The organism is Micromonospora sp. NPDC048040, from assembly GCF_055587185.1.
In genome coordinates, this window is record NZ_JBVJGT010000032.1 from 1,092 (window position 1) to 20,914 (window position 19,823).

The following is a 19,823-nucleotide window of genomic DNA, read 5'->3' on the forward strand; positions in this document are numbered from 1 at the left end:
CTCCCTCGCTGTCCCCCCCCCCCCCCTCCGCCCCTCCCCCCCCCCCCCCCCCCCCCCCCCCCCCCCCCCCCCCCCCCCCCCCCCCCCCCCCCCCCCCCCCCCCCCCCCCCCCCCACACCCCCACCAGGACGAGACAAGGGAAGAGAGAAGAACTCAGACCCCGAGATACCGCAGCACCGCGAGCACCCGTCGGCTGTAACCCCCCGCCCGCGACAGCTCCAGCTTGTCGAAGATCGTGTTGATGTGCTTCTCCACCGCGCTCTGCGACACGTGCAGCCGCCCGGCGATCGTGGCGTTGGTGTGGCCCTGCGCCATGTGGTGCAGCACGTCCCGTTCGCGCGGTGTCAGCCGCGCCAGCGGGTCGGTGCGGTCGGCGCCGGCCAGGACCTGCCGCACCACCTCGGGGTCCAACGCCGTCGCGCCCTCGGCCACCCGGTCCAGGGCGTCGAGGAAGTCGTCCACCTGGGCGACCCGGTCCTTGAGCACGTAGCCGACCCCCTCGGGGCGGTCGGCGAGCAGCCGGGTGGCGTACCGCTTCTCGACGTACTGGGAGAGGACCAGGACTCCGGTGCCGGGCCACCGCCGCCGGATCTCCAGGGCGGCCCGCAGCCCGTCGTCGGTGTGGGTGGGCGGCATCCGTACGTCGGTGACGACGACGTCGGGCCGGTGCCGGGCGACGGCGGCGACCACGTCGTCGGCGGTGGCGACGGCGGCGGCGACCTCGTGGCCCTCCTCGGTCAGCAGCCGGGCCAGGCCCTCGCGCAGCAACGTGGAGTCCTCGGCGAGCACTATCCGCACGGCAGCTCCACCGACACCGTGGTGGGCCCGCCGGCCGGGCTGTCGACCCGCAGCCGCCCGTCCTGCGCCGCGACCCGTCGCGCCAGGCCGGACAGCCCGCGCCCGGCGGGGTCGGCCCCGCCGACGCCGTCGTCGTGCACCGTCATCCGGACGAACTCCTCCCCGGCCCCGATCTCGACGGTGATCAGGGTAGCGGCGGCGTGCTTGGCCGCGTTGGTCAGCGCCTCGCACGCGACGAAGTACAGCACGGTCTCGACCTGCCGCTGCGGGCGTACCGGCAGGTCGCAGCGGACGCGGACGGGAACGTCGGAGCGCTGGGCGACCATCTCCAGCACCTGCCCGAGGTCGGCGTCGTCGAGCGCGGACGGGTACACCCGCCAGGCCACCTCGCGCAGCTCCGCGACGGCCTGCTGCGCGTCGGCGTGGGCCTGGGCGAGCAGCGCGGCGGTGCGCTCGGCGTCCCGGCTGCGGCGGGCCCGGCCGAGCAGCATGCCGAGGGCGACCAGGCGCTGCTGGAGACCGTCGTGCAGGTCCCGCTCGATGCGCTGCCGTTCGGCGTCCACGGCGGCGATGACGCCGGCGCGGCTGGCGGCCAACTCCCGGACCCGGTCTTCCAGCAGGGTACGGGCGTTCGGGCCGAGCAGGCGCCGGGCGAGCCGGACGTCCAGCGCGGCCACGCTCACCACGGCCTGCACGTTGACCAGGAGCAGCGCCGCGCCGACGACGGCCTGTAGCAGCGCGTCGGTCACGCCGAGGTCGCCGCGGAACACGGCCCGCACCACGATCGACGCCAGCACCACGCCGACGGCAAGCACCCCGTACGCGAGCAGGCCGAGCGCCCCGGGCAGCAGGCGGGCGGCCAGGTAACCGACCTCCCACCGGCCCGCCGCCCCGGGCGGGACCTCGACGCCGTGGAACCGGGCCAGCCGGTCCCGCTCGTACCGCGCCAGCGTCGCGGCGTACCGGCGGATCGCGGTGCGGACGCGGCGGCGGGCCGGCGGCACGGCCGCGGCGCCGGCCACGGCGACGGCCGCGCCGAGGAGGAACAGCGCCTCGACCACGGCCGTGAGGATCCCGAGGGCGACCCCGACGGGGATCCGGGTCGGGCGTGGCGTCACCGGCCGGGGCGCCTCCACCGGCTCAGCGCGCCCCGTCGCGGTCCCACGGGTCGGGCTGCCCGTCGGAGTAGGCGCTGCGGTAGATGGTGCCCCGCCCGGCCGGGTCGGGCGTGTGGTGCAGCGGGGCGGGTCCGGGGGTCGGCTCGGCCTCGACGGCCGCTGCCGCGCCGCGCCGGGCGCGGAGCACCCGGGAGACCACGAACCAGCCGACGGCCGCCACGCTGGCGACGATGACCACGTTCTGCAACACACCGACGTACCCCTCGACCAGGTGCCAGTTGTCGCCGAGCAGGTAGCCGGCCATCACGAAGGTGGTGTTCCAGATCAGGCTGCCGAGGGTCGTGTAGACCGCGAACGTCCACACGGGCATCCGCTCCACGCCGGCCGGAATGGAGATCAGGCTGCGGAAGATCGGGATCATCCGGCCGAAGAAGACGGCCTTGACCCCGTGTCGCAGGAACCACTCCTCGGTGCGGTCGACGTCGCTGAGCTTGACCAGCGGCAGCCGCTCCGCGATCGCCCGGATCCGCTCCCGACCGAGCGCGGCGCCGATGTAGTACAGCGCGAGGGCGCCGAGCAGCGAACCGAGGGTGGTCCAGAAGATCGCGCTGACCACACTCATCCGCCCCTGACCGGCGACGAAGCCGGCGAGCGGCAGGATCACCTCGCTGGGGATCGGCGGGAAGAGGTTCTCCAGGGCGACGGCCAGGCCCGCGCCGGGACCACCGAGCCGTTCCACCAGGCCGGTGACGTAGCCGACCAGGCCGTCCTCCGGTGGTGCGGCCTCCCCCGTGGCGGTTCCGGTGGCGAGCAGGGCGTGCGCGGTACGAATCATGGCCCCCACGCTACGAACTCATCCTGAGAGCCGGCCATGGGGCCGGCCGCCCGGTTCCGCCGGGCGACCGCACCGGGCGGGGTGCGGAAAACCGCAGGGGGCCGCGCCCGACGGACCCGGTGGTGGCCGCCGTCCTAGCGGGCCGCCCGCGCCGCGACCGCGCGGGCGGTCCGGCGGTGCGCGGCGGCCTCGTCGGGACGGCCCAGCGCGGCGGCGAGGTCGCCGAGGTGGTGGGCCACCGGGCCGAGGGTGAGGATGCCGCTGCCGGCCCCGGCCAGCTCGTCGGCGGCGGGCGCCAGTTCGGCGTACGCCCACCGCATCGTCGCGCCGTCACCGAGGGCCAGGGCGGCTCGGGCGGCGAGGCAGAGCCGGGCCTCGCGGAGCAGGTCGTGCGGTGACTCCGGGAGGGCGCGCAGCGCGGCGGCGGCCTCGCCCCGGTGGCCGGTGGAGAGCAGCACCAGGGGCCGGGCCCAGGGCTCGTACGGCCCGAAGTCCCCCTCCGCCCGGTCGTGCCGCCCCGGCCCGCTGGCTCCCCGCTCCCCCGGTGCGGGTGACAGGCGCAGGCACAGCAGCGCGAGGGCGAGCAGGCCGTGTTCCATGCCGGGCATCCCGCTGCCGGTGAGCGTGGCCTGCGCGGCCCGGTACGCGGCCTCCGCCCCTTCCGGGTCACCGCCGACCGCCAGCCGCAGGGCGGCGTACCACCGGGTGAAGACGCCCACCAGCGGCAGGTCGTACCGCTCGGCGAGGCGGTCCGCGGCGTCGGCGTGCGCGTCCGCGACCGTGAGGTCGGCGAGGGCGCAGTGCGCCTGCAGGAGGACGAGGTGGCCGAGGACCTCGAAGCTCACCAGCTCGTGCCGGGCGGCCAGGTCGACCAGTTCGGCGCCGATGCGGGCGCGCTCGGCGGCGAGACCGGCCCGGCCGAAGGAGTGCAGGAAGCGGGCGTTGAGCGCGTGCGCGAGCAGCGCCGGGTGCGACAGCCGCCGGGCGATGGCCTCCGCCTCGCGCGCCGCCCGGTGACCCCGGTCGGTGGTCGTGCCGCGCAACTCCAGGGCGAGGGTGCTCAGCAGCCGGCTGCGCCGTTCCGGCTCGTCGTCGCCGAGCGCGGCCAGCGTGCGCTCGGCGGCCCGGACGACCTGGCGGGAGAGCTGCTCGTCGTCGTTGCGGGTCCAGATCGCCGGGACGTCGAACGCGGTCAGCACGCTCGTGGCCAGGCCCGGATCGTCGAGCCCGACGGCCGTGGTGATCGCCGCCGACCGGAGCCGCCGCGCCTCGTCGAGGTGGCCGGTGACGGCGAGTGCTCGGCCCAGTCCCATCGCCGCGTCCAGCCGCCCGCGTACGTCGTCGTCGCCCGCACGGTCGTGGGCGGCGACCGCCTGCCGCCACAGGCGGGCCGCCTCGTGCGAGTGGAAGCGGCATTCGGCCTGCGCTGCCGCCGCCCGGGCGTAGCGCGCGGCGCGGGGCGCGGTGGCGCGGGTCGCCGCGCGGGCGAAGTGGTGGGCGAGGGCGGCGACGTCGTGCGGGTACAGCCGCTCGATGGCGTCCCCGGCGGCGGCGTGCCAGCGGGCCCGACGCGGCCCGGACAGGTCGCCGTAGAGCGTGTCCCGCACCAGGATGTGGGTGAACCGCAGCCGCCCGTCGGCCTCGTGCTCGCCGAGGAAGCCGGCCGCCAGGGCGCGGTCCAGGGCGTCCAGCACCGGCGCGGGGTCGCCGGCCAGCACGGCCAGCACGTCCGGGTCGACGTCGCGGCCGAGCACCGCCGCCTGCCGCAGCACGGTCTGCGCCGCGTCCGGCAACCGGGCGAGGCGGTGCCGGATCACGTCCCGCACCCCCGCCGGGACCTGGTGCAGCGCCGACTCGCCCTCGGCGGCGAGCAGCCGCGCCAGTTCCCGGACGAAGAACGGGTTTCCGCCGCTGCGACGGTGGATCAGGCGTACCACCGCGTCGTCCAGCGCGGGCCCGGCGACGGCGCGGGCCAGGTCGCCCGTCGCCGGCTCGGGCAGGCCGCCGAGGTAGACCCGGGCCGGTTCGGTGGGGGCCACCCGGGCCAGCGCGGCGGTCAGCTCCGGGGTGATCTCGGCGGCGCGGTACGTCCCCACGACCAGCAGCGGGCCGGCGACCGGCTCCGGTTCGCCGACCAGGGCGGTCAGCAGGTCCAGGGTGTCGGCGTCGGCGCGGTGCAGGTCGTCGACGACCAGCAGCACCGGCGCCCGGCCGGCCGCCGCCGACACCACGGCGGCGGTGGCGCGGTGGACCCGGAACCGGGCCGCCGCCGGGTCCTCGCCGGGACCGACGGCGTACGGCCCCGCGCCGGGGCCGTGCGAGCCCCGGCCGGTACCGTCCGACCCCGCGCCGACGGCGTGCGGCCCCGGGTCGGGGCCGGGCGACGGTGCCTCCCGCCGGCCGGTGGCGTGCGGCGCCGGGCCGGTGGTGAGCGCGTCGGTGATCTGGGTCCACGGCCAGGCGGCGGGAGCGCCCTCGTACTCGGGGCTGTGGCCCCACGCCGTCGTCCAGCCGTCGGCGGTCAACTCCCCGGCGAGCGCGTCGGCCAGGGCCGTCTTGCCCGCGCCCGCCTCGCCCGAGACGAGGGCCAGCACGGGGGCGCCGTGCCGGGCGACGTGCCGGGCGGCCTGCCGCAGGAGGGTCAACTCCTCGTCACGGCCGACGAACGGGCGGCGGTCGTCGCGGTCCCGGGCACCGGTCGGCGAGGTCCCGCGCGGCGCCGCCGGGCGGTCGCGTCCCTGCTCGGTGCCGCCGCCGGGAGCGGGTGGCACGGCGTCGGCCCGCGCCGGCGGGGACACCTCGGGCGGGATGAGTTCCGGCGCCTGGGCGAGGATGTCGGCCTCCAGTCGCCGCAGCCGGGGGCCCGGGTCGACGCCGAGTTCCGCCACCAGGGTGGCGCGGGCCTGCCGCAGCGCGGCCAGTGCCTCGCCCTGGCGACCCGACCGGTACAGGGCCGTGGCCAGCAACTGCCAGGCGTCCTCCCGCAGCGGGTGACCGGTGGCGTGGGCCCGCAGTCCGGTGGCCGCCTCGGCGGCCCGGCCCAGGGCCAGCAGCGCCTCCGCCCGCCGCTCGACGGCCAGCATTCGCAGCTCGTCGAGCCGGTCGATCTCGGCCCGGGCCCAGGGCTGCCCGGCGAACTCGGCGTACGCGGGGCCGCGCCACAGGGCGAGCGCGCCGTCCAGGCAGGCCAGCGCCGGCCCGGGCCCGCCCGCTGCCAGCAGCTCGCCCGCCTCGGCGACCGCCGCCTCGAACCGCCAGGAGTCCACCGCTTCCGGCGCGGCACGCAGCGCGTACCCGGGCGGATCGGTCACCAACAGCCGGGCCGGCTGCCGGGGTGGCCGGCCCGGTTCCAGGGCCCGGCGCAGGTCGGCGACGAACGTCCGGATCGCCCCCACCGCGCCGTCCGAGGGCTCCTCCCACAGGTCACCGACGAGCCGGTCGACCGGCACGACCCGGCCCCGGGCGACGAGGAGGCGGGCCAGCACCGCCCGCTGGCGGGGGCCCTTCAGCGCGACGGGACCGAGGTCGTTCACCGCCTCCACCGGCCCCAGCACGCCGAAGGCCACCGGGGGTGCCGCCGACTGCCTGGTCATGACACCAATCTAGGCACGCCCGAGCGCCGGCTCTCCCACGGCCGGGTCCGCGCGCCACTCACCCGTTGCTGACCGGTCGCTGACCGGCCCCGGGCAGGCTCGACGCCGGACGACGTGGTCCCCGACGACCACCGCGTCCGCCACCTCACCGGCACCGCAGAGAGGACCACCCGTGAACCCGACCATCAGGGGATTCGACTACCGGCGCGTCACCGTCGCCGACGGCGTCACGCTCAATGCGGCCGTCGCCGGCTCCGGCAGCCCGGTCGTGCTGCTGCACGGCTTCCCACAGACCCACCTCATGTGGCGGCACGTCGCCGCCGACCTCGCCGCCGACCACACCGTGATCTGCCCGGACCTGCGCGGCTACGGCGACAGCGACAAGCCCGCCGACCCCGACGGCACCGCGTACGCGAAACGGACCATGGCCGCCGACGTCGTCGCGCTGGCCCGCGCGCTGGGGCACGACCGCTTCGCCCTGGCCGGGCACGACCGGGGCGCGCTGGTCGCCGTCCGCGCCGGCCTCGACCATCCGCAGGCGGTCACCCACCTCGCCGCGCTCGACGTGCTGCCGACCCTCGACATGTGGGACGTCCTGCACGGCACGACCGCCGCCGTCGGCTTCCACCTCTACCTGATGGCCCAGCCGCCCGGCCTGCCCGAGCAGCTCATCGGCGCCAGCCCGGACGCCTTCTTCGGCCACTTCCTCGACGCCTGGACCCGGGACCCGGACGCCCTGCCCGCCGACGTGCGGGCCGCGTACCTGCGGGCGTCCCGGGAGGCCGTCACCTCGATCGTCGCCGACTACCGCGCCTCGGCCGGCGTCGACGTCGAGCACGACCGGGCCGACCGCGCGGCCGGCAACAGGCTGCGCATGCCGGTGACGGTGCTGCAGCAGGACTGGGGCGCGGCCCTCGGCTACGACGCGGCCGGGCTGTGGCGGGCGTGGGCACCGGACCTGGAGCACCGCACCGTCTCCTGCGGCCACTTCATGGCCGAGGAGTCGCCCGCCGAGGTCGTCAAGGCCCTGCGCGCCCTCCTGGCCAGGTGACCGGCCGGTAGCCGTACCGGGCTGGGGTGGCCCAGCGCACCCCGCGCGCCGACGGCCGGGCCGGGTCCGCGGTCCGGGTCCGCGGTCCGGGTCCGCGGTCCGGGTCCGCGGTCCGGGTCCGCGGTCCGGGTCCGCGGTCCGGGTCCGCGGTCCGGGTCGGCTGAGCGGGGCGTCGGATCGGCTGGGCGCGGCTCAGTCGTCGTCCTCGTCGTCGCCCGGCGACCCGGTGTCCACGCGGTCGAGCAGGGCATCGAGGCGGGCCGCCGTGTCGGGCGAGATCCGCTGGTCCTCGACCGCCTCGGCGAGCCGCTCCCGCAGGTCCTCGACCCGCTTGGCCCGGTCCTTCGGCTTGCCGCGGTTCAGGTCGGCGACCTTGTCCCGCAACTGCTCGACCGTCTTCCGGTCGATCTTGCCCTGGACCTGCGCCTCCACGAGCACGGCGGTGAACTCGGCGGCGAGCTGGCGCAGGCCGATCGGGTCTGGCTGGGCGGTCGCGGGCGGGGCGGAGGGGGTGGCCTCCGGCGTCGGCGACGCGGTGCTCGGCTCCTCGCCCGGCGTGGCCGTGGACGGGGCGGCGGTCGGCGGCGGATTCCCGTCGTCGTCGAGGGCGAGCACCCCGACGAGCCCGACGAGCAGCGCGACGCCGGCGGCAACCAGCACCGCGATCGGCCGGTTCCCCGAGGTCCGCGAGCCGGTGGCGGGACGCGGGCCGCCGGCGGCCACGGGTCGGCCGACCGCCGCCGGCACGCTGGCCCGGCCGGCGGTCACCGGGAATCCCGGGCGGCCGGTGGAGGCCGCCGCCGAGGTGGGTAGCGAGCGGTCGACCAGCGTGGGCGGGTGCGCCGGTGGGACCGCGCCCGCCGCCGGGGCTGGCAGGGTCGGCAGGACCGCGGTGTGCGGGTTGGCGGGCGCCGCGCCGGCGAGACGGGCGGCCAGCCGGGCCGCAGTCGGCCGGCGGGCCGGGTCGGCGGCGAGGCAGGCCAGGGTCAGGTCGGCGACGTCGGCGGGCAGGCCGGGGATCCGCAGGGGCGGCACGGGCGTGTGCCCGGCGTGCACCTCCAGCGCGTCCTCCCAGGTCCGCACGGGCAGCGGGGCCTGGCCGGTGAGGGTGCGGTAGAGCAGCGCGCCGAGGGCGTAGACGTCGCTGGCCGGGTTCGGCGGCCCGGGCCGCATCCGCTCCGGCGCGAAGTAGGCGGGCGTGCCCATCAGCAGCTCGCCGGTCTGCCCGGCCAGCGGGTGGTCCGGGCCGGCGAGCGCGGCGATGCCGAAGTCGAGCACCTTGGCGCCGGTCTCGGTGAGCATGACGTTGCCCGGCTTGATGTCGCGGTGCACCACGCCGATGCGGTGGGCGGCGGCGAGCGCGGCGGCGACCTGACCGGCCAGCCGGACGGCGTCCGGCCAGGCGAGCGGCCCGTCGGCGAGCCGGTCGGCGAGGTTGCGCCCCTCCACCAACTCCATCACCAGGTACGGCACGACCGCGCCGCCGGCCAGGCTCGCCTCGCCGTAGTCGTACACCTGGGTCACGTGGGGATGGGTGAGCCGCGCGGCGGCGCGGGCCTCGCGCTGGATGGTGGCCCGCAGCTGCGGGTCGGTGCCGAACTCCCCGGCGAGGGCCTTGACCGCTACGGGGCGGTGCAGCACCTCGTCGTCGGCGCGCCACACCTCGGACATCCCGCCGAGGCCGATGCGCTCGCGCAGGACGTAACGGTCGTGCAACCGAAGGGCGGGCGAGAACGGCGACATAGCCGTTCAGTCTGCCTGGCCCGCCGGAGCGGCCACCACCCGCCATGCCCGGTTGCGCGCCGGCCGTCCCGATGCTGCCGCGACGACCGGCCGCGCGGGTGGCGCACACCACCCGCGCGGGTCCGGCGGCGGGTCAGGAGCAGCGCTGCGGCGCGGGCAGCGACGGCGGCTGGATCCGGTCGGCGAGCCGGCGCAGGGCCCCGGCGGCGGCCAGCCGGGTGGGGGCGAGCCGCGCGGTGCGGGGGCGCTCCGCGCGGACCGGCGCGCCCGGCCGGGCCGAATTGACGTGTCGGGTCACCGCGTCGATGGCGACGACGAAGCCGGTGGGCTGTTCCATGGTCAGCTCCTCGGGACGGGTCCGGTGGAGGTCCGGACGACGAGTGCGGTGGGCAGCAGGACGTGGCCGGCCGCCGGGTCGGCGGGCGGGTCGAGCAGCAGTCGGGCGGCGATGCGCCCCTTCTCCTCGGCGGGTTGCCGCACGGTGGTGAGGCCCGCCGCGGCGGCCTCGGCGATGTCGTCGAAGCCGGTGACCGAGACCGGTGGCGAGCCGGCCTCGGCGAGCGCGTCGAGGACGCCGAGGGCGAGCACGTCCGAGCCGGCCAGCACCGCCGTGGGCGGCTGCGGCGCGGCGAGCGCGGCGGCGACGGCCGCGGCGCCCGCCGACCGGCTGTTGCCGGTGGCGGCGAGCAGGGTCAGCTCGGACCAGGCGACGCCGACCTCGGCGAAGGCGTCGGCGAACCCGGCGAGCCGCGCCCGGGTGGTGGGGTGCGCGACCTCGGCCACGTCGGCGAGCCGCACCTCGCCCGGGGCCGCGCCGGGCCGGACGGCGTCGCCGAGCAGGGCGACGCGGCGGTGCCCGAGCCCGGCCACGTGCGCGGCGACCGCGCGGGCGGCGGCGCGCTCGTCGATGCCGACGTAGCGGTCGTCGGGGCCCGCGTCGTCGCGGGGCGCGGTGGTGACGACGGGCAGGCCGCGGTCGCGGAGCACGTCGACGATCCAGCCCTCGTCGCCGACGCAGTAGACGCAGAAGCCGTCGACGGCGGCGTTCTCCACGGCCCGCCGCGCGGCCGTCTCGTCGGCGGGCAGGGGCACGAGCAGCAGGCTGGTGCCGTGCCGCTCGGCCGCCTCGGCGACGCCGGCCAGGAAGCGGACCGCGAAGGGGTCGGTGAAGGCGTACGACAGCTGGGACTCGAAGAGCACCCCGACGGCGCCGACCCAGCCGCGCCGCAGGGACCGGGCCGTGGGGTTGGGACCGGGGTAGCCGAGCTGCCGGGCGGTGTCGAGGATCCGCTGGCGCAGCGCGGCGGAGAGCTGGTCGGGGCGGCTGTAGGCGTTGGAGACGGTGCTGCGGGACACGCCGACGGCGTCCGCGACGGCCTGCAGGGTCGGCTTCACCGCGCGCTCCTCTGTATCGATTCAGTCTGGATCGATACAGAGGCTAGTGCCGACGGGCGGCGGCGTCAATGCGACCCAGCGATCGACGGCGTCGACACGCCGCGACGGGCGGAGACGAGAACGCCCCGCCCGGTCAGGCCGGGCGGGGCGGCGTCGAGACAGCGGCAGTCAGGGCTTGCGGGCGACCGCGCCGTACATGCTGACCTCCGCCGCGGTGGGCCGGGGCAGCGGGGCGTCCTCGGCGCGCCACTCGGCGACCGAGGTGACGCCGGGCTCCACCACCTCGAGCCCGTCGAAGAACCGGGTGAACTCCGCCAGGCTCCGCAGACTGATCACGCCGTGCGGGCCGCCCCGGCCGGCGGCCCGCGCCTCCCGCGCGACCTCCGGGGGCAGGTGGTCGTAGGTGGCGTGGGAAGCCGCGAGGTAGCTGCCGGGCGGCAGCGCCTCGAGCAGCCGGGCGACCACGGCGTACGGGTCGTCGCCGTCGGGCACGAAGTGCAGGATCGCCACCAGCATCAGCGCCACCGGCCGGGACAGGTCGATGGTGCGCAGCAGGTCGGGGTGCCGGAGGATCCTCTCCGGGTCGCGCAGGTCGGCGTCGATGTAGGCGGTGCGAAGCGTCTGGGTGTTCATCCTGTGACGCTTCGTCTTTGGGCTAATTCGGGGAAGATTCCGGTGACGTGGGTTGGCCGTGAACGGCGTTTCTCGGTGGATGTTGAGGCTGTGAAGGTGTTCGCGGGCGGTGAGCGTGTGCGGCTGGAGGTTGTACGTGCGCGTTTCCGGCTCCGGCGGACAAGAGTCCTCTTTGGAGGCGCAGGAGAATGAGCTGCGGGCCACTTCCACCGGTGAGGTCGTGAAGGTTCCCGCAACCGGGCTTCGGGTTGCGGGAGGACCGGCCCTGGTCTCAACCGGCTGCTGCAGGCCGTTGCTGACGGCAGTGTCACCGTAGTCCGGCTGACGCATGAGGACCGGCTCGCGCAGTTCGGTGTCGGTTGGCTCAAGCGTCTGCTGGGCGTGCATGGCGCTGGCCTGGAGGTGCTGCATCCGAGGAAGCTCGGCGGGCGTGAGGAGTTGCTGGAGGACTTCGTTTTGTTGGTCACGGTGTTCGCGGGGCGTCTGTATGGGATGCGGTCGGCGGAGAATCGGCGTCGCCTGCTTGCTGAGTCCGGGCAGTGTGTAGACGGGGGTGGTGGTCGGTGAGCCGGAAGGTACCGCTGGCTGAGGGTGAGGCCTTCCGTACCGCGTGTGCCCACGCCCTGCTGCGAACAGGGGTGGATGAAAAGTCCGGCGAGGTCCTCTCTTCGGCCGCGCTCGCCGAGCGTGTGGGCTGGTGCGCCGACCTGGTGGCGGGGATGGTCTCCGGGCTGCTGGCGCAGCGCTGGAGCGCAGGCGACGTTGATGTGCTCGCCTCCGGCAACGACGCCGGTGGCCGGAAGCTGCCGTCGAACGCCTGGATGGCACTGCGGCGCCTGGGCTGGACCGTCAACGTCCCGGAGGGCGTGACGGTCAACGACCGGATCGTGCGTATGGCTCAGGAACAGGCTGGGCGTGCTCTTCGCTCGGCGGCGTGGCGTGCGGACCTGACCGCCGGGGTTTTGTCGACCTGGCCAGCCGATCCGCGCAAGCGCACCCGGCAGGAGTGGGACCAGGTACGCATGGCGGTTCCGGGCGGGAAGGATCTGCCGTCTGGCGTCATCAAGTCTCGCACCCGGCAGGTCGCCACGTTCGTTGCCGCGCATGGGCGCCTTCCGGTGGACATGTACGAGTTGGAAGACGTCCCGCGAGTCGCCACGATGCTGCTGCTCGCTGCGTGTGACAGGCAGCAGGCCACCATCGCACGCAGCGACACCGATCCCACGAGAGCGCTGCTGAGGTTGCAGCTTCCCTCACGACCGGATCCGCGAGCGTACCGGGACTGGACGTGGGTAGCCTGTCCGATCACTCTGCCGCCCATGGTTCCCGCCACGGCGGTGCTGCACCTGCCCACCCTCCGTGTCGCGGGCGGCACGGTGCGCGCCGACATGGCATACACCCACGTCGTGCCGAAAGCCCGGCGCACCGGTCACACGGTCGCGCTCGGCGTGGACTGGGGCCTGACCACCCTGTTGTCCGCCGGAGCCCTGCGACTAGAACAGGACGGCCGGATCACCGCTGTGGGGGCAGGCGCTCAGTTCCGCGCCACCGGAATCCTCGCGAAGCAGCACCGCCTGCGCCGCCATGGTGAGCGGCTGCATGCCAAGGCCGACCACTACCAACGGCTTATTGGCGTTGACGCCCAGCATCACCTCGTCGGTAAGCATGCGGTACTGCGCGACGAGACCCGCCACGTGTCCGAGCGCCGCTCGAACCTGAACGCCGCGATCGCCTGGGCCGCCGCCAGGTGGGCCGTGGACCAAGCGATCGCCGCCCGGGCGACCGTGATCTATCTAGAAGACCTACGGTCGATGGAAGCACGGGGCATGGGCCGCACGATGAACACGCGCCTGTCCCAGCAGGTACGCGGGCAGATCGTCGACCGCGTGCGTCACCTCGCTGCCGAGCAGGGTATCGCCGTGGTCACCGTGCCCGCGCGGAACACGTCCAAGCACTGCCCCCACTGCCTGACGCCCGTGCGGCACCGCAAGGCCCCCGATAAGCCGACCGTGGCGGGATGGAAGTGGGCCATCTGCCCCAACCAGTCCTGCCGCTGGCAGGGCGACCGCGACAACGGAGCATGGCGGCGGATCGCCGCCCGCGGCCTCACTCACCAGAGCACAACCATCACCGACAACAACAGCGGGCAGATGGTGATTCACACCGTGGTCGACAACCTCGAAGCGTCAGCGGTCATCACAAGAACCAGCCGGACGGACCGGTCGAAAACCGGGCCCACCCGGCACAAGCCAACACGCCCCGCGCCCAGGCGACGCAGGGCACCCTCCCCCACCCGGCCCCACAGCCAGGCGGGCAAGCGTCCGGAGGGACACGCACCAACGGACCGGACACGACTGCCCCGCGCAGCCCACCGGCACCAGGGCGCGACAACGATCAGCACACCCACCACCGGCCACCAGCCGCGAGGAGCAGCACTGGGCGCAGGATTCCACCTGAACGCCCATGCCTCCCCACCCAGATGGGAAACGATCCCGGACACTCAGTCCGGCTCAGGATCACACAGCTGATCAGAGACGCTGCCTCCACGACTCTGCACCAGCCGTCACCGGTGGCGTCCGTCCACTGTCGCCGGTCGGCGATCATGGTAGCCGCACCGCCCCCCGGGGCAGGGCCCCGCGGCCGTCAACCCGGGTAGAGGTCGTCCAGGATCCGGCCGAGGATCTCCGGCGTACGCTCCGGCGGCTCGGCCTCGACGCAGAGTCGCTCCATCGCCACCGCGTAGTAGTCGAGGTCGTCGCGCTTGTCGAGGTAGAGCGCGCTGGTGAGCTGTTCGATGTAGACGATGTCCGGCAGGTCCTGGTCGCCGAAGCGCAGGATCGTGAAGGCGCCGCCCGCCGCGGCGTGCCCGCCGGCCGCGAACGGGATGACCTGGAGCCGGATGTGCGGCGACTTGGTCGCCTCGACGAGTGCCGCCACCTGGCCGCGCATCACCTCCCGGCCGCCGATGGGCCGGCGCAGCGCGGCCTCGTCCACCACCGCCCAGAGCAGCGGCGGGTTCTCACGGCGTAGCAACTGCTGGCGCTGCATGCGCAGGGCGACCCGGCGCTCGATCTCGGCCGGCGCGGCCGTCCCGTGGCCGAGCAGCACCACCGCCCGGGCGTACTCCCTGGTCTGGAGCAGGCCGGGGACGAACTGGACCTCGTAGGAGCGGATGAGTGCCGCGGCGGCTTCCAGACCGAGGTACGACTGGAACCAGCTCGGCAGCACGTCGCCGTAGCGGTGCCACCAGCCCGGGCTGTTGGCGTCCCGGGCGAGCTTGAGCAGCGCCTCGCGTTCCTCGGGCGCGGTGACGCCGTAGAGAGTGAGCAGGTCGGCGACGTCACGCTCCTTGAAGCCGACCCGGCCCAGTTCCATCCGGCTGATCTTCGACTCGGAGGCCCGGATCTCCCAGCCGGCGCCCTCCCGCGTCACCCCGCTGGACTCGCGGAGACGACGCAACTGGGCGCCGAGCAGCATGCGCAGCACGGTGGGCCCGGTGGCCGGGCCGCCCTCGACGGGAACCATCGTCACTGCCGACCTCCGCATGCCGGATCATGCCCGGCCGGGAGCCCCAGCCCCGGCCGACGTGTAAGCATGCCATGAACCGTGAGTGAGAAGAACTCCCAGGGCCAGGGGCCGTCAGCACCGCAGGCGGGACGAGCGCTCAGCCGATGAGATGGTCGAAGTCTCCGTCGCGGGCCCCGAGCACGAAGGCGGCGATCTCGTCCATCGTGTAGATCAGCGCGGGCCCCTCCGGGTGTCGCGAGTTGCGCAGGGCGATGCCGGCGCCGCCAGGCAGTTGGGCCAGCTCGACGCAGTTGCCGCTCGGGTTGCTCCGGCGGCTCTTCTGCCAGTTGAGCGGGGGCAACTGACTGGTGGGAACGCCGTTCGGTGGCTGCTGCATGGGGCGTCTTTCTCTTTGCGGGCCGCCGCTGCCGGGCGGGCGGGGCTGCGGAGAGTCGCACGGCATCGACGAGAGGGGTTGGCTGCACGTGCATCTGCTCTTGCATCTGCACCGGCCAGCGAGCATGATAACGCACGTGCGCGGTGCCGATCCGCTCACTCTGCGTCATCAACCGCTGGGCTGCCACCAGCGACGACAGGGCCCCGGGACGGGGCGCGGCACGCCGCGCGCCGGGGCCACGGGGCATCGTGGCGATGGGAGGTCTCGTGCCGGATCCGCTCACCGTCGCGTCCGGCATCTGCGCCGCGGGGGCCCTCCTCACCACCTGGCAGCTACGCAGCCGCGCGCTGCGGGCCGAGGCCGAGATCAGGCACCTCCAGGCCGAGCTGACCGCCGAGCGGCACGCCGCCAGCCACGACCCCCTCACCGGCCTGCCCAACCGCCGCGGGTTCTACCGGATCGCCGCCACGCTGCTCACCGACGCGGCCGGGCAGCCGCTGATCGCCGTGGTGCTCGATCTCGACGACTTCAAGCAGATCAACGACCGCTACGGGCACGCGGCCGGCGACCAGGTGCTGATCAGCGTGGCCCAGCGGCTCGCCGCGTTCGCCGGGGACAACCTGGTCGCCCGGCTCGGCGGCGACGAGTTCGCCGGGCTGCTCACCAGCCCGACGGTGGACCGGCGATGGATCGAGCACGCCAGCCGCCGGCTCTGCGAGAGCGTCGCCGCCCCGATCCCCCTCGGCGGGCTCAGCGTCCGGGTGACCGCGTCCGTCGGGCTGGCGCCGGTCACCGGGCCGGCGCAGCTCACCGAGGCGCTCGACCGGGCCGACGCCGCCATGTACCGGGCCAAGAGCCTCGGGTCGGCGGACTCGCCCCGGCAACTCGTCGACACCGCCCACCTGGCGGAGTGCTGACCCGGCGGAGCCACCCCGGCCAACCGCGGCGACCGGCCCGTCGGGCGTCGGTCAGCGCCGGCGGGCCAGGTCGGCCAGCGCCGCGTCGGCCAGGGTGACCAGACCGTGGGGGGACACCAGCCCTCGCACGATGTCGAGCGCCTGCCGCCGGTCGGCCTCGGCGGAGGCGGCGTCGAGCACCTGGCGGGACCAGTCGCCGATGTCGTCGAGGGCGCGCACGCTCAGGAACCAGGCCAGCCGGGTGGCGTCGACGTCGACCCGGCCGTAGCCGGCGAAGGCGGCGGCCTGCTGCGCGGCGGTGACGGGAGCGAAGGCCAGCACGCCGCCGATGAGGAACATCAGGTCGCACTCGCGCGGGGCGAGCACGGCGTCGTCCCAGTCGATCAGCCAGACCCGGCCCTCGGGCCCGAGCAGCAGGTTGCCCAGGTGCGGGTCGCCGTGGCAGACCACCGCCGGCCCGGGCCGGTCGCGCAGTTCGTCGCCGAGCCGCTCCACTCCCCGGGCCAGCGCCGCCACCGTCCCCCGTGCCCCCGACCAGATGCGGGCCAGCTCGTCCACCAGCGGATCGCCCTGGTCGCCCGGCCGGGGACCGCGCAGCCGGGCGTCGACCCCGCGCGCCGCCGCCACGATCGCCGCGTGCGCGGCGCCGCCCGGAGGCAGCAGCGCGGCCAGGTCGTCGGTCACCGCCACGTCGTGCACCGCCGCCAGCAGTTCGCCGTACGCGCGCCAGTGCTCAGCCGTCATCGCGCCACCGAGCGCCCGCGCGTCGGAGACCCACGGCACCAGGGACAGCCGGCGCCCGTCCCGGTCGCTCCACAGCCGGCCGTCCCGGGTACGCAGCGGGACGGCGATGCCCGGCACGCCCCGCGCCCCCAGGTACGCCGACACCACCAGGCCGGCCGGACTGCCGCCGCCGCTCAGCTTGACGGCGTACCGCGTACCGTCGGCGGACCGGGCCTGCCACAGCCGCGCGTGCCGGTCCGCACCGTGCCCCACCGCCTCGGCCCCGGTGAGGTCCACCCCGAAGTCCTCGCGGACCCAAGCGCGCAGCGCCTCCGGCGCGTCGTCGGTCATCCCGACACCCTGCCAGTCGCCGCACCGCCCGGCCCACCCATTTACGGCGTCGGCAGAACGTGGTTTCGACGTGTCTCGAGCCGCCTGCCGGGTATGCCGACAGGGTCAGCGCAGCGCCGGCGGAAAGGAACGTTCGTGGCCACCATCCAGGCCCTGGTCCTGAACTGCACCCTGAAGCGGTCACCCGCCCCGTCCAGCGCGGAGGTGCTCGGGCGCGAGGTGCTCGATGCCCTCGCCGAGCAGGGCGTCGAGGGCGAACTGGTCCGGGTCGTCGACCACGACGTACGGTTCGGGGTCTCCACCGACGAGGGCGACGGAGACGGGTGGCCGGCCATCCGGGCCAAGCTGCTGGCCGCGCAGATCCTCGTCGTCGCCACACCGATCTGGCTCGGCCAGCCGTCGGCCGTGTGCAAGATGGTCCTCGAGCGCCTCGACGCCGAACTGTCCGAGACCGACGCCGAGGGTCGGCTGCTCACCTACGGCAAGGTGGCCGGCGTCGCCGTCGTCGGGAACGAGGACGGCGCGCACCACACCATCGGCCAGGTGCAGCAGGCCCTCAACGAGGTCGGGTTCACCTGCCCGGCGGCCGGCGCCAGCTACTGGGTGGGCGAGGCACTGCACAAGGTCGACTACATCGACGCCCGGCCGAAGCCGGACACCACGGACCGCACCACGAAGGCCCTGGCGCTCAACAGCGCACACCTCGCCCGGCTGCTGGCCGAGCAGCCGTACCCACCGCCGGACGCGAAGGGCGCCGGGGTCGGCCCCAGCCGGGAGCCAGCCTGACCGTCAGCGCCCAGCGGTCGCCGGCGCAGGCTGCAGCCGAGCGGTCAGCGCCAGCCGTAGCCGGCGCGCAGGGCCTGCCCGACCCGGTCGAAGCGGGCCCGGTCCAGCACCGCGCCCTCCCGGCGGATGCTGTCCTCCCGCATGGTCAGCACGCGGTCCAGGCGCACCCAGCTCGGCCGGTTGTCCCGGTCCCACTCGCCCGGGCCGAGCGCGAGCCAGTGCCGCTGGCCGTCGCGCTCGCTCTGGCTGGAGAGCATCAGCCCGAACAGGGTCCGGCTGTGCCGGCCCACCACCAGCACGGGGCGGTCCTTGCCCTGCCGCGGGTCGTCCTCGTACGGCACCCAGGTCCAGACGATCTCGCCCGGGTCGGCGTGCCCGTCGAGCTCCGGCGCGTACGCCAGCACGCGGCGCTGCAGCGCGGCGACCTGGCGGCGCCGGGCGACCTGCGCCGGAGCCGGGCCGGGCCGCCGGGGCGACGGGATGACACCGCCGATGCGCGCCGCGACACTCCTCAGAAGACCTGCCACGAGCGGCAGCCTATCTCCCGCCGCGCGGCCCGGCCGGACCGGGACAATCCGGTGGACCCGGGGCCGGTGGTCGATCAGGATCGGCGGCATGACGGTCCCCGCCCACCAGATCCGCGCCGACTTCACCGCCGACACCGTGACCGTGTACCAGGCGTACCCGCCGGAGATCGCCCGCGCGGCGCTGGCCGCCGGTCGCTTCGTGCCACCGTTCAAGCGGGAGCGGATGACCTGGATCAAGCCGTCGTTCCGCTGGATGATGTACCGCTGCGGCTGGGCCACGAAGCCCGGTCAGGAGCGGGTGCTGGCCGTTGAGATCACCCGGTCGGGCTTCGAGTGGGCCCTGGCCCACTCGTGTCTGAGCAGCTTCGACCGCGACCGCTACCCCGACCGGGAGACCTGGTCGCGGCGGCTGCGCGCCAGCCCGGTGCGGGTGCAGTGGGACCCCGAGCGGTCGCTGCGGCTGGCGCCGCTGCCGCACCGGTCGCTTCAGGTCGGGCTGGCCGGCGAGGCGGTGCGCCGGTACGTCGACGAGTGGTTGGTCGCCCTCACCGACGTGACCCCGACGGCCCACGCGGTACGCGCGGCGCTCGACGCCGGCGACGGCCCGGCCGCCGAGGCACTGCTGCCGCCGGAGCGCCCGTACCCGCTGCCGCCGGACGTGGCCGCCGTCGTCGGCGCGACGATCCCGTGAGGGGATTCCGCGCCTGGGCGAGGCGTGGCGCCGCCGGTGCCGTGCGACCGACCGCCGCGCGGCACGTGCCGATCCTCCAGCCGGTGCTGGAGGTGAATCCCCTCGACGGCTTCACGCTCTGGCCGGTGGCCGAGGTCGGCCCGTGGCTGGTGCTCTCCGGTGCGCTGACCGCCGCCGAGGTGGGCACCGTCGTGGCGCGGATCGCGGCGTACAACCACGTCGACGACCGCACCGTGTGGCCCGAGGACGACGATCCGCTGACCGCCGTGCTGCCGGTGACGACGGCCGGGCCGGAGCCGGGTTCCCTCGTGGTGCCCGGCGGCCTGCGCCTCACCGACCCGGGCACGGGTGCACGGGTCGACCCGGGCTGCTGCAGCGGCCTCGAGGACTGGCGCGCCTGGTACGAGATTCCATCGGGGGCGTCGCCGGACCAGGGCCACGACCCCGACCCCTGGGTGGAGCACCGCGCGGACGGCACGGTCCGGGTCTGGGCGGACGAGGAGCGTGGTTCGCATGTGGACGTCCGGGTCGACGAGCTGGTGCGGCTCGTCGACGGCGTCCGGACGGACCTCGCCGGGTTCCTGCGGGAGCTGCGGGCGTGGGCCGACGAGGTCGTACCCGCCGGCGCCGACGCGTTGGTGGAGAGCCTGGACCGGCACCTCCAGGTCTCGGCACCGGCGGCCGGGGCGGCGCCCTGAGCGGCCGGCGGTGGGTGGGGCGGGCGTCGGCCCGCCTCGTGGTGCGGCACGTGCTTGACT

Annotated in this window: 18 protein-coding genes; 6 read left to right on the top strand and 12 right to left on the bottom strand. The window is 75.5% G+C overall.

Features of this window, described 5'->3' with window-relative positions:
• Window positions 1-153: 153 nt before the first annotated feature.
• The 4 genes from ACZ6O2_RS24720 to ACZ6O2_RS24735 form a co-directional block, all read right to left on the bottom strand.
• Window positions 154-798 carry a response regulator transcription factor gene (locus tag ACZ6O2_RS24720; protein ID WP_350711819.1) on the bottom strand — a complete coding sequence of 215 codons (645 nt, stop codon included), beginning with the start codon at window positions 796-798 and terminating at the stop codon, window positions 154-156.
• Complete coding sequence (locus ACZ6O2_RS24725; protein WP_466024466.1) at window positions 789-1,916, bottom strand: sensor histidine kinase; 1,128 nt, start codon at window positions 1,914-1,916, stop codon at window positions 789-791. The genes ACZ6O2_RS24720 and ACZ6O2_RS24725 overlap by 10 nt, the downstream gene beginning before the upstream one ends.
• 22 nt (window positions 1,917-1,938) lie before the next feature.
• A complete protein-coding gene (locus tag ACZ6O2_RS24730) occupies window positions 1,939-2,751 on the bottom strand; it encodes a DedA family protein (RefSeq protein WP_466024467.1) in 813 nt (270 codons plus the stop codon).
• Window positions 2,752-2,885: 134 nt separating this feature from the next.
• A complete protein-coding gene (locus tag ACZ6O2_RS24735; RefSeq protein ID WP_466024468.1) occupies window positions 2,886-6,344 on the bottom strand; it encodes a BTAD domain-containing putative transcriptional regulator in 3,459 nt (1,152 codons plus the stop codon).
• A 172-nt stretch (window positions 6,345-6,516) separates the two neighbouring features.
• Between ACZ6O2_RS24735 and ACZ6O2_RS24740 the strand changes: the two genes are divergently transcribed.
• Window positions 6,517-7,395 carry an alpha/beta fold hydrolase gene (locus tag ACZ6O2_RS24740; protein ID WP_466024469.1) on the top strand — a complete coding sequence of 293 codons (879 nt, stop codon included), beginning with the start codon at window positions 6,517-6,519 and terminating at the stop codon, window positions 7,393-7,395.
• A 192-nt stretch (window positions 7,396-7,587) separates the two neighbouring features.
• On the opposite strand, the gene ACZ6O2_RS24745 is transcribed toward ACZ6O2_RS24740, so the two are convergent.
• The 4 genes from ACZ6O2_RS24745 to ACZ6O2_RS24760 all read right to left on the bottom strand — a co-directional run bounded on the left by ACZ6O2_RS24745 (window position 7,588) and on the right by ACZ6O2_RS24760 (window position 11,166).
• Entirely contained in the window at window positions 7,588-9,138 is a 1,551-nt protein-coding gene (locus ACZ6O2_RS24745; RefSeq protein ID WP_466024470.1) for a serine/threonine-protein kinase, read from the bottom strand.
• A 133-nt stretch (window positions 9,139-9,271) separates the two neighbouring features.
• Window positions 9,272-9,475 carry a hypothetical protein gene (locus ACZ6O2_RS24750; RefSeq protein ID WP_350711829.1) on the bottom strand — a complete coding sequence of 68 codons (204 nt, stop codon included), beginning with the start codon at window positions 9,473-9,475 and terminating at the stop codon, window positions 9,272-9,274.
• A 2-nt stretch (window positions 9,476-9,477) separates the two neighbouring features.
• On the bottom strand, window positions 9,478-10,533 hold the full coding sequence (locus tag ACZ6O2_RS24755; protein ID WP_350711831.1) for a LacI family DNA-binding transcriptional regulator: 1,056 nt from the start codon (window positions 10,531-10,533) through the stop codon (window positions 9,478-9,480).
• 168 nt (window positions 10,534-10,701) lie between these two features.
• Window positions 10,702-11,166, bottom strand: coding sequence for an SAM-dependent methyltransferase (locus tag ACZ6O2_RS24760; RefSeq protein ID WP_466024471.1), 465 nt, complete (start codon window positions 11,164-11,166; stop codon window positions 10,702-10,704).
• A 563-nt stretch (window positions 11,167-11,729) separates the two neighbouring features.
• On the opposite strand from ACZ6O2_RS24760, the gene ACZ6O2_RS24765 reads away from it, so the two are divergent.
• Window positions 11,730-13,694: a zinc ribbon domain-containing protein gene (locus tag ACZ6O2_RS24765; protein WP_466024472.1), complete on the top strand. Its 1,965-nt coding sequence runs from the start codon at window positions 11,730-11,732 to the stop codon at window positions 13,692-13,694.
• 115 nt (window positions 13,695-13,809) lie between these two features.
• Here the strand turns inward: ACZ6O2_RS24765 and ACZ6O2_RS24770 are convergent, their stop codons facing one another.
• Complete coding sequence (locus ACZ6O2_RS24770; RefSeq protein WP_466024501.1) at window positions 13,810-14,691, bottom strand: helix-turn-helix domain-containing protein; 882 nt, start codon at window positions 14,689-14,691, stop codon at window positions 13,810-13,812.
• Between the two features lie 139 nt (window positions 14,692-14,830).
• Window positions 14,831-15,070, bottom strand: a complete 240-nt coding sequence (locus tag ACZ6O2_RS24775) for a DUF397 domain-containing protein (RefSeq protein ID WP_466024473.1) — start codon at window positions 15,068-15,070, stop codon at window positions 14,831-14,833.
• Window positions 15,071-15,336: 266 nt separating this feature from the next.
• Between ACZ6O2_RS24775 and ACZ6O2_RS24780 the strand changes: the two genes are divergently transcribed.
• Window positions 15,337-15,987, top strand: a complete 651-nt coding sequence (locus ACZ6O2_RS24780; protein WP_350711838.1) for a GGDEF domain-containing protein — start codon at window positions 15,337-15,339, stop codon at window positions 15,985-15,987.
• A 51-nt stretch (window positions 15,988-16,038) separates the two neighbouring features.
• Here ACZ6O2_RS24780 and ACZ6O2_RS24785 read toward each other — a convergent pair whose 3' ends face one another.
• Window positions 16,039-17,061, bottom strand: coding sequence for a phosphotransferase enzyme family protein (locus ACZ6O2_RS24785; protein WP_466024474.1), 1,023 nt, complete (start codon window positions 17,059-17,061; stop codon window positions 16,039-16,041).
• 135 nt (window positions 17,062-17,196) lie between these two features.
• Here ACZ6O2_RS24785 and ACZ6O2_RS24790 point away from each other — a divergent pair, with 135 nt between their 5' ends.
• Entirely contained in the window at window positions 17,197-17,847 is a 651-nt protein-coding gene (locus tag ACZ6O2_RS24790; protein WP_466024475.1) for a flavodoxin family protein, read from the top strand.
• Between the two features lie 44 nt (window positions 17,848-17,891).
• On the opposite strand, the gene ACZ6O2_RS24795 is transcribed toward ACZ6O2_RS24790, so the two are convergent.
• Window positions 17,892-18,374, bottom strand: coding sequence for a type II toxin-antitoxin system PemK/MazF family toxin (locus ACZ6O2_RS24795; protein WP_350684091.1), 483 nt, complete (start codon window positions 18,372-18,374; stop codon window positions 17,892-17,894).
• 88 nt (window positions 18,375-18,462) lie between these two features.
• On the opposite strand from ACZ6O2_RS24795, the gene ACZ6O2_RS24800 reads away from it, so the two are divergent.
• Together ACZ6O2_RS24800 and ACZ6O2_RS24805 are read left to right on the top strand one after the other, a co-directional pair.
• Window positions 18,463-19,065 carry a DUF4291 domain-containing protein gene (locus ACZ6O2_RS24800; protein ID WP_350711841.1) on the top strand — a complete coding sequence of 201 codons (603 nt, stop codon included), beginning with the start codon at window positions 18,463-18,465 and terminating at the stop codon, window positions 19,063-19,065.
• A gap of 41 nt (window positions 19,066-19,106) precedes the next feature.
• Window positions 19,107-19,763, top strand: coding sequence for a hypothetical protein (locus tag ACZ6O2_RS24805; RefSeq protein ID WP_466024476.1), 657 nt, complete (start codon window positions 19,107-19,109; stop codon window positions 19,761-19,763).
• Window positions 19,764-19,823: the final 60 nt, after the last annotated feature.